13 protein-coding genes are annotated in these 12984 nt (G+C 71.4%); 4 read left to right on the forward strand and 9 right to left on the reverse strand.

Going from position 1 to position 12984, the window contains the following annotated elements:
* Nucleotides 1-55: 55 nt before the first annotated feature.
* The gene (locus ACIQHQ_RS19735) at nt 56-520 is read right to left on the reverse strand and encodes a pyridoxamine 5'-phosphate oxidase family protein (RefSeq protein WP_402613184.1); all 465 of its coding nucleotides are present in this window, start codon (nt 518-520) and stop codon (nt 56-58) included.
* A 305-nt stretch (nt 521-825) separates the two neighbouring features.
* Here ACIQHQ_RS19735 and ACIQHQ_RS19740 point away from each other — a divergent pair, with 305 nt between their 5' ends.
* Complete coding sequence (locus ACIQHQ_RS19740; protein WP_402613185.1) at nt 826-1857, forward strand: 7-epi-alpha-eudesmol synthase; 1032 nt, start codon at nt 826-828, stop codon at nt 1855-1857.
* Nucleotides 1858-1904: 47 nt separating this feature from the next.
* Here ACIQHQ_RS19740 and ACIQHQ_RS19745 read toward each other — a convergent pair whose 3' ends face one another.
* The 6 genes from ACIQHQ_RS19745 to ACIQHQ_RS19770 form a co-directional block, all read right to left on the reverse strand.
* A complete protein-coding gene (locus tag ACIQHQ_RS19745) occupies nt 1905-3155 on the reverse strand; it encodes a cytochrome P450 (protein WP_402613186.1) in 1251 nt (416 codons plus the stop codon).
* Nucleotides 3152-3754, reverse strand: coding sequence for a GTP-binding protein (locus ACIQHQ_RS19750; RefSeq protein WP_402613187.1), 603 nt, complete (start codon nt 3752-3754; stop codon nt 3152-3154). Before ACIQHQ_RS19750 ends, ACIQHQ_RS19745 begins: the two co-directional genes overlap by 4 nt.
* Nucleotides 3735-4106 (reverse strand): DUF742 domain-containing protein, encoded by a 372-nt coding sequence (locus tag ACIQHQ_RS19755; RefSeq protein ID WP_104784390.1) that lies wholly within the window; start codon nt 4104-4106, stop codon nt 3735-3737. The genes ACIQHQ_RS19750 and ACIQHQ_RS19755 overlap by 20 nt, the downstream gene beginning before the upstream one ends.
* A complete protein-coding gene (locus ACIQHQ_RS19760; protein ID WP_283972747.1) occupies nt 4103-4513 on the reverse strand; it encodes a roadblock/LC7 domain-containing protein in 411 nt (136 codons plus the stop codon). Before ACIQHQ_RS19760 ends, ACIQHQ_RS19755 begins: the two co-directional genes overlap by 4 nt.
* A complete protein-coding gene (locus tag ACIQHQ_RS19765; protein ID WP_402613188.1) occupies nt 4510-6246 on the reverse strand; it encodes a sensor histidine kinase in 1737 nt (578 codons plus the stop codon). Before ACIQHQ_RS19765 ends, ACIQHQ_RS19760 begins: the two co-directional genes overlap by 4 nt.
* A gap of 261 nt (nt 6247-6507) precedes the next feature.
* Nucleotides 6508-7452, reverse strand: coding sequence for a GlxA family transcriptional regulator (locus ACIQHQ_RS19770; protein WP_402613189.1), 945 nt, complete (start codon nt 7450-7452; stop codon nt 6508-6510).
* A 71-nt stretch (nt 7453-7523) separates the two neighbouring features.
* On the opposite strand from ACIQHQ_RS19770, the gene ACIQHQ_RS19775 reads away from it, so the two are divergent.
* Nucleotides 7524-8474, forward strand: coding sequence for an NADP-dependent oxidoreductase (locus ACIQHQ_RS19775; RefSeq protein ID WP_402613190.1), 951 nt, complete (start codon nt 7524-7526; stop codon nt 8472-8474).
* A gap of 746 nt (nt 8475-9220) precedes the next feature.
* On the opposite strand, the gene ACIQHQ_RS19780 is transcribed toward ACIQHQ_RS19775, so the two are convergent.
* Together ACIQHQ_RS19780 and ACIQHQ_RS19785 are read right to left on the reverse strand one after the other, a co-directional pair.
* Nucleotides 9221-10327: an NAD(P)-dependent alcohol dehydrogenase gene (locus ACIQHQ_RS19780; protein WP_402613191.1), complete on the reverse strand. Its 1107-nt coding sequence runs from the start codon at nt 10325-10327 to the stop codon at nt 9221-9223.
* Between the two features lie 22 nt (nt 10328-10349).
* A complete protein-coding gene (locus ACIQHQ_RS19785) occupies nt 10350-11804 on the reverse strand; it encodes an aldehyde dehydrogenase family protein (protein ID WP_402613192.1) in 1455 nt (484 codons plus the stop codon).
* Between the two features lie 103 nt (nt 11805-11907).
* Between ACIQHQ_RS19785 and ACIQHQ_RS19790 the strand changes: the two genes are divergently transcribed.
* Nucleotides 11908-12345, forward strand: a complete 438-nt coding sequence (locus ACIQHQ_RS19790; protein ID WP_402613193.1) for a MarR family winged helix-turn-helix transcriptional regulator — start codon at nt 11908-11910, stop codon at nt 12343-12345.
* Nucleotides 12346-12548: 203 nt separating this feature from the next.
* The gene (locus ACIQHQ_RS19795) at nt 12549-12926 is read left to right on the forward strand and encodes an anti-sigma factor antagonist (protein ID WP_402613194.1); all 378 of its coding nucleotides are present in this window, start codon (nt 12549-12551) and stop codon (nt 12924-12926) included.
* Nucleotides 12927-12984: the final 58 nt, after the last annotated feature.

A 12984-nucleotide genomic window follows, 5' to 3' on the forward strand; every position in this document is an offset into this window, starting at 1 on the left:
CAAGGCGGTCGTGCCCCGCGGACCCGTACCTTGCTGATATCCCGCACCGGCCGATTCAGTCGGTCTTCAACCACCGTCCGTCACGCATGAGTTCGCGGCCGTCGAGCTCATCGGCCTCCCGCCAGGCCTGGATCCGCCGCGGCACGACCCGGAAGTACAGGTACGGCGTGGCGAGCCGACGGGGGTCGGACCCGGTCTTGACGGCGAAGAGTTCGGCGTCCTGCTCGGTCAGTTCGCCGGGCTGCACCGTCCTTACGGTGCCCTCGACGAGGACGACGTCACGGGTCGGCCCGATGCCCACCCGGGCCCGGCCGGACGCGGCCAGGTTCCGTCCGGTGGTGCTGGACGCGGGTGTGGCGAAGAGCAGGTAGGAGCCGTTCCAGAGGAAGGACAGCGGGACGAGGTACGGCGTCCCCGTCGCTGCGTCCGCCGTGGCGACCCAGGCGTCCACGTCGTGGTCCAGGCGGTGCAGGGTGTCCTTCTTGCGCTGCTCGGCGCTGCGAACGGGTGCGGACGTCATCGCGGTGGCCTCCTGGCGAGTCGTCGAACGGACTCGGACCGGTGTGGCGTCCCCGGGCGTCGGAGGCTCGGCGGACAGGCCGTGCCCGGCGAGGGACGAGGGAGTGTACGCAGCCCAAGCGCTTTTCACAGTAACCGAGATCACGGCCATGTCACGGAATGGCCGATTCGCGCCGTGGGCAGTCTCGTACCGCTTTTCGGTTCAACGTTCGCAGCACGAAGCCGAGTTCGAGTGTGCGGCCGGTCATGGCACCGCCCGCTCGCAGGGGTGGGGGGCTCTGCGGTCCGTCTCCCGAAAGGAAGCACATGCCTCAGGACGTCCGGTTCGACCTCCCCTTCGACACACCCGTCAGTGAGCATCTGGAGTTCGCCCGGGCGCGGCATCTGCGCTGGGTGTGGGACCTGCGCCTGGTCCGCAGCCGGGAGGGGTTCGAGGAGTACAAGTCATGGGATCTGCCCCTGGCCGCCGCCCGGACCTATCCGCACGCGTCGGCCGAGGACATGGTCGTCCTGATGAACTGGTTCTCCCTCGCCTTCCTCTTCGACGACCAGTTCGACGCCGGCCGGCCGGACCGGGCCGACCGCATAGCGGAGGTCGCCCGGGAGCTGATCGCCACTCCCCTGCGCCCGGCGGGCAGTCCACCCCGGGTGGTCTGTCCGATATCCCTCGCCTGGACCGAGGTGTGGAACCGGCTTTCGCATGGCATGTCCCTGACATGGCAGACCCGGTTCGCCGCCTCCTGGGGGAGGTTCCTCGTCGCGCACTGCGAGGAGGTCGACCTGGCCGCCCGGGGCCTGGAGGGAACGCTCACGCTCGACGAGTACACGGCCTTCCGCCGCCGTACGGTCGGCATCCACCACAGCATCGACGCGGGTGAGCGCAGCCGCGGTTTCGAGGTGCCGGCTCAGGCGATGGCGCATCCGGTGATGGAGCGGATGCGCGATCTGGCGGCGGACACCATCGGATTCATGAACGACATCCACTCCTTCGAGCGGGAGAAACGCCGTGGCGACGGCCACAACCTCATCGCCGTGCTGCGCCGGGAACGGGGCTGCTCCTGGCAGGAAGCCGTCGACGAGGCGTACCGGATGACGATCGGCTGTCTCGACGAGTACCTCGAACTCCAGGAGAACATCCCCCGGATGTGCGACGAACTACGGCTCGACGACGCGGAGCGGGACCGGGTGCGGATGGGAGTGGAGGCCATCCAGCACTGGATCAACGGCAACTACGAGTGGGCCCTGACGACCGGCCGCTACGCGGCGGCGAAGGAGGGCGCGGTGGCCACGGCCGAACCGGCCGGACACGGCCCGGTCGACGACCTGCTGACCGTATGACCCGACGATGCCCGGCCGGACGTCCGGCCGGGCATCACGTGGCAGCCCTATACGGCGAACTGGACCGGCAGGCTGTCCAGGCGCGACTCCCACGTGGAGGCGGTCGAGGTCAGCTCCTCCGGAGGCACGGCCAGGGTCAGGCCCGGCAGGCGGTGCAGCAGGACGTCCACCGCGATCTCGATGATGGACTGGCCGATGCTCTGCCCCGGGCACTCGTGCGGACCCGAACTGAACGCCAGGTGCGCCTGGTTGCCCTGGACCGAGACACCCGTGTCCGGACGGACCTCGGGGTCGGTGTTGCCCGCCGCGAGGCCCAGCACCAGCAGGTCGCCCTCCTGGATCTGGTGGCCGCCGAGCTCCAGGTCGCTCGCGGCGAACCGGCCCGGCAGCACCGCCAGCGGCGGGCTGTTCCACATGACCTCCTCCACCACGGCGGAGATGTTCAGCTGGCCGCTGATCAGTCCGGACAGCCGGGCGGTGTCGGTGAGGATCATCTGGAGCACCCGGGCCAGCAGGTTGCTGGTCGTGGTGTGCGCGGCGATCAGCACCAGACGCAGATGGCTGACCACCTCGTCCTCGTCGAGATCGGCCGCGTGCCCCAGCAGGGCGGTGGTGAAGTCGCCGCCGGGCTCGGCGCGCTTGCGCTCGGCCAGTTCGCCGAGGATCACCATGATGCGCTCGTTGTGCGCGAGGGCGTCCTCACCGCCCTTGAGGACGTGGGCACAGGACTCGACCAGGTCGCGCCCCTCCGCCTCGGGGAGCCCGAGGATGCGCGAGAGCACGAGCATCGGCAGGTACTCGGCGTAGTCCGAGACGAGGTCGGCCCGGCCGGTGTCCGCGAACGCGTCGATCTGCTTGTTCGCGAGGCGGGTCGCGTGGCGCCGGATGCCGCGGGCCGCCGCCGCCTGAAGCCCGTCGGTGACGGCCGCACGCAGCCTGCGGTGCGGTTCGCCGTCCTGGGACACGCAGTCCGGCCGCCAGCCGATCATCGGGATGAGCGGCGAGGTCTCCTCGACGCGCCCTTCGGCCCAGTCCCGCCAGATCCTCGCGTCCCGGCTGAACTGGCGGGGGTTGTCGAGCACCCGCCGGTTGTCGCGGTAGCCCAGGACCAGCCACGCGGGCACGTCCCCTTCGAGCAGGACCGGCGCGACCGAACCGTGCTCCTTGCGCAGCCGCTCGTAGATGCCCGCCGGGTCGGTCGCGGCGTCCGGGCCGTACAGCCGGGCCGGGTCGGCCCCGTGGTGGGCGACGGGGCAGCCGCGCATGGCCTGGAGGCCGGCTTCGGTCGAGTCGTTCATCGGGGCTCCAGGGCCACGGCCGAGCGTTCCTTCAGATGGTGGATCAGGGCGACGAGGACATCCCGGCTGGAGGCCCGGTCGCGGGCGTCGAAGGCCACCACCGGGGTGTTCTCGGGGATGTCCAGGGCGTCCCTGATCTCCTCGACGGGATAGTTCCGGGAGTCGGGGAAGACGTTCAGCGCCACGACGAAGGGGACTTCCTGCCGCTCCATCTCCTCGATCGCCCGGAAGCTGGACTCCAGGCGGCGGGTGTCCACCAGGACGATCGCGCCGAGCGCCCCCTTGAACAGCCCGTTCCACAGGAACCAGAAGCGCTCCTGCCCGGGCGTGCCGAACAGGTACAGCACCAGGCTCTCGTTGATGCCGATCTTGCCGAAGTCCAGGCTGACGGTGGTCTGCGTCTTGTCGGCGACGCCGATGAGATCGTCGACGTCGACACTGGCCTGGGTGAGGGTCTCCTCGGTGGTGAGCGGCTTGATGTCGCTGACCGACCGGACCATGGTGGTCTTCCCGGTGCCGAACCCGCCGGCGATCATCACCTTCACCGAGCGGGTGTCCCCGGCCGAGCCTCCGGGTTGGTCAAAGCCTTTCAAGTCCACTGAGTACCTCCTCAAGGAGCGCGAGGTCGGGCCCGCGGCCGGCTTCGTGTGCCGGGATGGGGTTACGGGCTTCGACGCGACCTGCGTCCAGCAGGTCGGACAGCAGCACCGCGAGAATGTTGAAGGGGAGCCCGAGGTGAGCGCCGAGTTCGGCGACCGACAGCGGGTCGCGGCAGCGGCGGAGTATCTCCTCGTGCTCGTGCTGCATGCCCGGTAAGGGGGCGGCGCGGGCGACCACCAGGGTCGCCACGTCGAGGCTCGACGCCGAACCGCCCGGTCCGCTGCGCCCTCCGGTGAGGACGTAGTAGCGCTCGAGACCGGACGGGTCCGACGGCCTGCGGGGAGCACTCATCCAGAGTGCTCCTCCTGGCGCGGAGTGGTACCGAGGAGCTCACCCATCCTGCGGGCCAGATCCCTCATCTGGTGTCCGAGCAGGCCCTGGTCGAGGCCTTCCCGGGCGAGGACACCGAGGTACGTCTCCACACCCGCGCGCACGACGAAGAGGTGCCCGCCGTCCACCTCGATCATCGCGAGCCGCAGTTGCCCGGCGTACTTGGGGAACTGCTCGGCGACCGGCTGGGCCAGGGCCTGCAGGCCGGCCACCACGGCGGCGAAGCGGTCGACGTCGTCGGGGTCTTCGGCCCCGTAGGAGGTGATGGCCTTGCCGTCGCTGGAGGCCACCAGGGCGAAACGGATCTCCTGGATGCTCTCGACGAGATCGCGGAGCGCCCAGCTCACGTCTGTTCCTTGTTGCGTCATGAGGACTGATCGCTCTCTTCGGTGCGGTGCTCGGTGTACTCGCGGCCGGCGACGGTGTCGCGGTCGTCGGCCGCCGGGAAGGCCTCCGCCGCGTCGCGTCCGGCGGTGGCGAAGGCGGCGAGTCCTGAGAAGGACGCGTCCGGCGGGACGGCGGCGACCGTTCCCCGCTCGATCCGCTCGGCCTGCTTGGCCGCCTCCGCCTCGTTCCGCTTGCTGCGGCGCCGGGGCAGCCCGCCGGGTGTGGTCTCCCCGGTCTCGGCCTGCGCGGCCGGTGGGGCCGGCGCGATGACCCTCTCGCGGGCCGGGGCGGCCGTGGCGGTGCGGATCTCCGGGGCGGGCGCGGCCGGGGCGGTCGCGGCCGTGGGCAGGGGGCTGAAGTACTTGTGCGGGACCACGATCACCACGGAGGTGCCGAGCCACGGCGAGTCCGCGAAGGTGACGCGGATGCCGTAGCGGCGGGCGAGGGCGCCGACGACCCGGAGACCGATGTTGGCGTCCTCGGTGATGCCGCCGAGGCCCGCGCCGGGCGCGGTGCCCGCGAGGGCGTGCTCGGCCTCGCGCTTCTTCTCCTCGCTCAGGCCCTTGCCGGAGTCCTGGATCTCGATACCGACCCCGTTGGGCACCTCCTTGCCGGAGATGAGCACCGGCTCGGTGGGCGGCGAGTAGCGGGCCGCGTTGTCCAGGAGGTGGGCCAGGATCAGCGTGAGGTGGTCCACGAGACCGCCGTCGACGCCGAGTTCGGGCAGGTGGCGCACCTGGACCCGGTGGAAGTCCTTGATGCGGCCGATGCCGCCGCGCACCACGCTCAGCAGCCGCTGCGGTTCCTGCCACTGCCGGCCGGGCCGGTCCGAGCCGCCGAGCACACCGATGCTCGCGGCGAGGGAGTCGGCGGGGCCGAGCTCCTGGTCGAGCTCCATCAGGCCCCGGGCGACGGCCGGCAGGCGGCCGTGCTCGCCCTGCATCTCGTGCAGACGGCCGCGGAGCTTGCTGGTCAGGACGTGGATGCGGTTGCCGATGCTGATCACCGCCTGCTCGGCGGAGGTGGAGCGGTCGAATTCCGCCTCCAGGCCGATCAGGGAGGTGCGCAGCAGCTTGCGCAGTTCGGCCTGGAGCTCCGAACTGACCTTGGCGCACTGGTTGACCGTGGGCAGCAGGTCGTCGATGGCGTCGCCGGCACGCAGCTTCTCCATCGCGTCGGGCAGCTGCTCGTCGGCGAGCCGGGCGACCGCGGCGAGCTGGTGGGAGAGCTGCTCCTGCCAGACGGCGGCCTGGTCGGCGAGCTGGGCCTCGTAGGACGTGGCCTGCTCGGTCAGCCGTTCCTCATAGGCCCGGGACCGGTCGGCGAGCTGCGTCTCGTACGTGGCGCTCTGGTCCGCCAGGCGCCGCTCGTACGTGGCGTTCTGCTCGCCCAGCTGGGACTCCAGGGCGGCGCGCTCGGCGGCGAACTTGCGTTCCATGGCCGCCACATGCTGCTGCCACTGCTGGTTGTGCTCGGCCTGCGTGGTGCGGAAGGAGCCCTCCGTCCGGTGCAGTTGCGCCCGGGTGCGCAGCAGCAGGCGTACGCACACGGCACCGGCCGCCGTCGCCGCGACTCCGGCGACGGCCGCGGTTAGTCGCTCCGAGCTCATGAACGTGGCGGCAACGGTCCCGCCTCCCAGTCCCAGCGGCAACAACCACCAGCTGTACCAGGCGACAGGTGCCCGCGCCGCCGGTGGCGGAGTGGCGAGTTCCATCTGCATCCTTCGAAGCAACACGAATCAACAGGGGGGGTGTGGACCGCACTCATGAGTACGCACTGCGTGTCGACCGGACGCGATCGCGTCAACTCGCAGCGCCGATGGGAACCTTATCGGGTTTGAGCCCGGAAGGATCAACCGCGCCCGCCCGCCGGGCGTGAGGGTTCCGTCACGCTCCGAAGGAAGGCAACAGGTCGACAAATGTCTTTGCTGCCAGTGGAATTGGGCGCAGGCCAGGTCACACGGGCACCCCCGCCGTCAGCGAGCGGCCTGGAAGGTGCGGCGGTAGGCCTGCGGGGAGACCCCGATCGCCGCGTTCAGATGCTGACGCAGGGAGGTTCCGGTCGCGAAGCCGACCCGGCCCGCGATCTGATCGACCGTCAGGTCGCTGGACTCCAGCAGATGCCGGGCCCGGGCGAGGCGCTGCTGGATCAGCCAGCGGCCGGGGCTGAGACCCACCTCGTCGTGGAAGCGGCGGGCGAAGGTGCGCCGGCTCATCCGGGCGTGACCAGAGAGATCGGCCAGAGTGAGCGGTTCGCCGAGACGCTCCAGGGCCCAGGCGCGGGTGGCGGCGGTGCTCGCGGCGCCCTGCTCGGGGACGGGCTGCTCGATGTACTGGGCCTGGCCGCCGTCCCTGAAGGGCGGGACGACGCAACGGCGCGCGACGGTGTTGGCCAGGTGGCTGCCGTGGTCCTTGCGGACGAGGTGCAGGCAGATGTCCACGCCGGACGCGGCCCCGGCGGAGGTGAGGAAGGGGTGGTCGTCGACGAACAGCACGTCCGGGTCGAGATCGACATGCGGGAACATGCGCCGGAAGTGGTCGGCGACCTGCCAGTGGGTGGTCGCCCGGCGCCCGTCGAGGAGCCCCGCGGCGGCGAGGACGAAGGCGCCGGTGCAGATGGAGACGATGCGGGTGCCGGGGCGGATGCGCGCGAGCGCGGCGAGGACCTCACCGGACACCCCTTCGGTCAGGTGGGAGGGCGCGACGGGCGCGATGACCACCGTGCCGGCCGTGGCCAGGACCTCGGGGCCGTGCTCCACGGTGATGCCGAAGTCCGCTTCGGTGCGCACCGGACGGCCGTCGGCCGAGCAGGTGAGAACCTCGTACCTTCCGTCGGCCGCACCCAGGATCCGGCTCGGAATGCCCAGCTCGAAGGGGTACACACCGTCCAGGGCCAAGACCACCACGAGTTCACGTCGCATGGCACGATTCTATCGAAGGATGGCAATCTTGCCATTGGCGGAGGATGTGCGGCCCGGCACGCTGGTTGACCATGAGCACACGGAACACGATGCGAGCCATCAGCCAGGACGTCCTCGGCGGTCCCGAGGTCCTGAAGGAAGTGGAGATCGAGTGTCCGGCACCGAAGCCCAACGAGGTACTGGTCCGGGTGCGGGCCGCCGGGGTCAACCCGACCGACTGGAAGCACCGCGCGACCGGGGGCTTCCTGGGTGAGCCGCCCTTCGTCCTCGGCTGGGACGTCTCCGGGGTGGTGGAGGCGGTCGGCATCGGCGTCGTGGCCTTCGCGCCCGGTGACGAGGTCTTCGGCATGCTGCCGTATCCGTACGGGCACGGCTCGCACGCCGCGTACGTCATCGCTCCGGTCCGCTCCCTCGTCCGCAAGCCGGCCGGCATCGACCACACCCAGGCGGGCGCGCTCCCCCTGGTCTCCCTCACCGCCTGGCAGGCCCTGACCGAGCACGCGGACCTCCGGCCCGGGCAGCGGGTGCTGATCCACGCGGCGGCCGGCGGAGTCGGGCATGTGGCGGTTCAGATCGCCAAGGCCCGCGGCGCGTACGTGATCGGCACGGCGAGCGCGGGCAAGCACGACTTCCTGCGCGGGATCGGTGTGGACGAGACGGTGGACTACCGGGAGACGGACGTCACCGAGGCCGTGAAGGACGTCGATGTCGTCCTGGACACGATCGGCGGCGACACCTCCCTGCGCTCGCTGCGGGTGCTGCGCCACGGCGGTGTGCTGGTCTCGATCCTCCCGGGCGGCCCGGACGACCTCTACGAGGAGGCCGAGCGGCTCGGTGTGCGGGCGCTGCGCATGCTGGTGGACGCCGACCGCAGCGGCATGGCGGCCGTGGCGGAACTGGTCGCGGCGGGGAAGCTGCGCGCCACGATCGCCGGAACCTTCCCGCTGGCCGACGCGGCCGAGGCACACGCCCTCGGCGACACCGGCCGCACCACGGGCAAGCTGGTACTGCTGAACGACTGACCACACCCCCGGCCCGCAGGCGAGCCCGAACACCCCGGGGCGCCCTGCGGGCACGAGTGCCCCGACCGGCCGGCGCGGGCAGCCGGGACACCTCCACGGCGCTCGCGCTGCCGGAGGGCTACGCGCCCATCCCGGCTCCGGACAGGGCGCCGGCCGGCCGACAGACACGGCTCCACCAAACAAGCACGCAAGAACCGGAAGCGAACCGGCAGGCCGGCGACCAGGCCGGAACACCCCGGGGCGCCCTGCGGGCACGAGTGCCCCGACCGAACCTCCACGGCGGACGCGCTGCCCAAGGGCTACGCGCCCACCCCCGGGGCCCCGGACAGGCGCCGGCCGGCCGACAGACACGGCTCCACCAAACAAGCACGCAAGAACCGGAAGCGAACCGGCAGGCCGGCGACCAAGCCCGAACCCGGGGGCGCCCTGCGGGCACGAGTGCCCCGACCGAACCTCCACGGCGCACGCGCTGCCCAAGGGCTACGCGCCCACCCCCGGGGCCCCGGACAGGCGCCGGCCGGCAGGCACCAGGACGGTCTGCCCCGAGGGCGCGGAAGATCGAAGGCGACCGGCAGTCGGCTTGGCGGGGAGGTCGTCGTGCCTTGGCGCCGAGCGGTTCCCGGTGCACCCGAGTCGTCCCGGGCCGCCACTTCCCCGGTGGCGGGTCGGCGCGACGTTCGTGCCCGCCCCGGTCGCCGACGAGGGCCATGGCTCCGGCCTCCCCGGGGTCGGCGGCTGCGGCGGTGTCAGAACGTCAGGACCGGCTTGATGGTCTTGCCCGACCTCATGTCCTGGACCGCCCGGTCGATGTCCCCGAAGGGGTAGGTGCTGATCAGGCGGTGCAGCGGGAGCCGTCCGTCCTTCACCAGGCCGACCAGGGCCGGGATCATGGTCCGGGTCTCGCTGTCACCCAGGGTGAGACCGACGATCCGTTTGCCGCCGAGCAGGCCGTTGACGTCCAAGGCGACCTCCGTGCCGAACGGCGGGGCGCCGACGACGACCAGGGTGCCGCGGGCCGCGAGCGCGTCGACGCCCTGGCGCAGAACGCCGACGTTGCCGGTGGTCTCCACGACCCCGTCCGCGCCCTGCCCGCCGGTGATGTCGGCGAGGGCCGGGGCGAGGTCCGTGCCGCTGGTGTCGACGGTGTGGGTGGCACCGAGTTCCTCGGCGAGGGAAAGGCGTTCGGCGACCCGGTCGACGGCGACGATCCTGGTGGCCGGGGTGAGGGCCGCCGCCATCACGGCGGACAGGCCGACCGCTCCGGCGCCCAGGACGACCACCGTGCCGCCGGTCTCCGGCTTCAGAACGTTCCACACGGCCCCCACACCGGTCTGCACACCGCAGCCCAGCGGGGCGATCGACTCCAGCGGCATGTCCGGGTCGACCTTGACGAGGCTGCGCTCGTCGGCCAGGGCCCGCTCGGCGAAGGAGGACTGGCCGAAGAAGTGGCCGCCCAGGGCCTGGCCGCCCCGGCTGATGGTGCTCGTCCCGTCGGCCCGGCTGCCGCCGATCAGGTTCAGCGGCAGCCAGGTCGCGCAGTACGCGGGGTGCCCGCCGCGGCAGTTGCGGCAGTCGCCGCAGGAGGTGAAGGAGAGCAGGACGTGGTCGCCCGGCGCGACACCGGTGACGGCCGGACCGACGGCCTCGACGACACCGGCGCCCTCGTGGCCGAGGACCCCGGGCAGCGGGAAGGGCAGTCCGCCGCTCGCCACCCCGAGGTCGGTGTGGCACAGGCCGGTGGCGACCATACGGACCAGCGCCTCGTGCGGGCCGGGCTCGTCGAGGACGACGTCGGAGAGGGTGAAGGGCGCGCCGCCGGACTCGACGACCGCGGCACGGGTGGTGGTGGGCATCGCGATGACTCCTGGAGGGTGCTCAGTCGAGCGAGACGACGACGGACTTGACCTTGGTGTAACCGGCGAGCGCCTCGGGCCCGTACTCGCGGCCGTAGCCGGAGTCCTTCACCCCGCCGAAGGGCACCGCCGGGTCGAGCATCGCCCAGTCGTTGACCCAGACGATGCCCGCCTGGAGCCGGTCGGCGACCCGGTGGGCGCGGGCGAGGTGGCTGGTCTGGACGCCCGAGGCCAGGCCGTACGGCGTGGAGTTGGCGAGGGCGACGGCCTCGTCCTCGTCGTCGAAGGGCTGCACGGTGAGGACCGGGCCGAAGATTTCCTCCTGGATGACGCGGGAGTCGTTGGCGAGGTCGGCGATGACGGTGGGCTTGTAGTAGTAGCCGCCGTCGAGGTCGAGCCGTTCACCGCCGCAGACGACGCGGGCGCCCTCCTTGCGGGCCAGGGCGACGTACTCCTCGACCTTCTTCAGGTGCTTTTCGGCCGCCATCGGGCCGATGACCGTGGCCGGGTCGCGCGGATCGCCGACCGGCACCCCGGGCACGGCCTCGGCGAGGATGCCGAGCAGGGTGGGGTACACCGAGCGGGCCACCAGCAAACGGGGACCGCCCATGCAGAACTGACCGGTGTTGAAGACGAAGCCCTTGATGACCGCGCCGACGGCCTTCTCCAGGTCGGCGTCCTCGAAGACGAGGTGCGCGGCGTTCCCGCCGAGCTCCATGGTGACGGGCTTGAGCGCCTCTCCGGCGACGCTCGCCACGTGGCGGCCGATCGCGGTGGAGCCGGTGAAGGCGACCTTGTCGACGCCGCGGTGCCGCAGCAGTGCCTCGCCCGCCACCGGGCCACTGCCGGTCACGACGTTGACCACACCGTCCGGGACGCCCGCCTCCTGGAGCAGCCGGGCCATGTACAGGGCGCTGAGCGGCGTCTCGTCGGCGGGCTTGTGGACGACCGTGTTGCCGGCCGCCAGCGCCGGGGCGATCTTCGAACCGGCCAGGATCAGCGGAAAGTTGAACGGGGTGATCGCGGCGACCACACCGAGGGGCTCGCGCTTGGTGTAGGCGAGGGCGTTCATGGGGAGGTCGCGCAGGGCGCCGTCCTGGCTCTGGGCGAGATGGGCGTAGTACTCGTAGTCGTTGGCCGCGTTGGTGACGTCGACCGCGCCGCACAGCGTGATCGGTTTGCCGACGTCCAGGCTCTCCAGCGCGGCGAGCTCGTCGGCGTTCTCCCGGATCAGCTGGGCGACGCGGTGCAGCACCCGGCCGCGCTCGCGGCCGCTCAGACCGGACCAGGCGCCGTCGTCGAAGGCCTCTCGGGCGGCGCGTACGGCCGCGTCGACGTCGGCGGAGCCCGCCTCGGCCACGGTGGTGACGACCGCGCCCCGGGACGGGTCGACCACCCCGGTGCGCGCCCCGTCGGCGGCCTCGCGCCATCGGCCCCCGATGAACAGTTGACCGGGTGTCCCCTCGAAGGTGGTCATCGCCACTCCTCAGCGTCGTCGCCAAGATTTCAACAAACAGGATTCCTGTTTGTGCGCAGTCTCTTTACAGACAGGTTTCCTGTCAATGGTCTAGCCTGCCCCCATGCTCGACTCACCGGTGACCAAGGCGCCTCCTTCCCTGCTCTACATGGTCAAGCAGGTGGAGCTCGTCGTGCGCTCGCATCTGGACGAGCTGGTCAGACCGTCCGGGATCACCGCTCTTCAGTACACGGCCCTCACCGTGCTGGAACGCCACGACGGGCTGTCCGCCGCCCAGCTGGCGCGCGACTCCTTCGTCACCGCCCAGTCCATCGCGGACCTGGTCCGCTCCCTGGAGGGCCGCGGGCTGGTACGCCGGGAGCGCAACCCCCGTAATCGCCGGGAGCTGCTGATCCTGCTCACCGACTCCGGCCGTGAGCTGCTCGCCCGGTACGCCGGACCGGTCCGGGAGCTGGAGGAGCGGATGGTACGCGACCTCACGGCGCACCAGACGGAGCAGTTCCGCCAGGCGCTCATCAGAGCCTGGCACGCGCTGTCGTAACCCCGCGCCGGCCCCTGAGCGCGCCCCTGGAACGCCCCCGCGCACTCCCCGGCGCGAACACCGGCCAACTCGGCCACAAATCAAAGACATATGTCAATCGAACATGCTCAAATTCACTCGATGGAGGGTAACTTGCAGGGCGGGGAACGGCGTTGAGCCGGGGCCCCTCCCCACGCACGGAGCAGGCTGGAGGCGATCTCGTCGTGCGGCAGGAACCTGCACCGCTCACCCGGCATCTGCGCGTCCACCGGGAACGGGGGCACACGGTGCTGGAGTTCCGCGGTGAGATCGATCTCGCCGCGGCCGCGGAGATCGCCCCGCACCTGGACCGGGAGACGGACCGCCCCGCCGCCCGTGTCGTGATCGACCTGAGCGGGATCGAGTTCTTCGACTGCTCCGGTCTGCGGCTGCTGTACCGGGCCCGCAAGCGGGTGCTCGACCGGCGGGGGTACGTGCTCCTGGTCTGTTCCCATCCGCTGACCCTGCGTGTTCTGCGGATCAGCGGACTGTCCCGGGTGCTGCCTCCGCAGCCGACGCTGGACGCGGCGCTGGAACAGCCGGAGGCGACGTCCCGCCCGTGAGGAGTGCGCCCTGCGCGCTTCCGCATAGCCACCCGGTCCTCAACTCGGCGGTCTGGCC

Origin of the sequence: Streptomyces sp. NPDC092370 (assembly GCF_044755265.1) — a bacterium.
Lineage (GTDB): Bacteria > Actinomycetota > Actinomycetes > Streptomycetales > Streptomycetaceae > Streptomyces.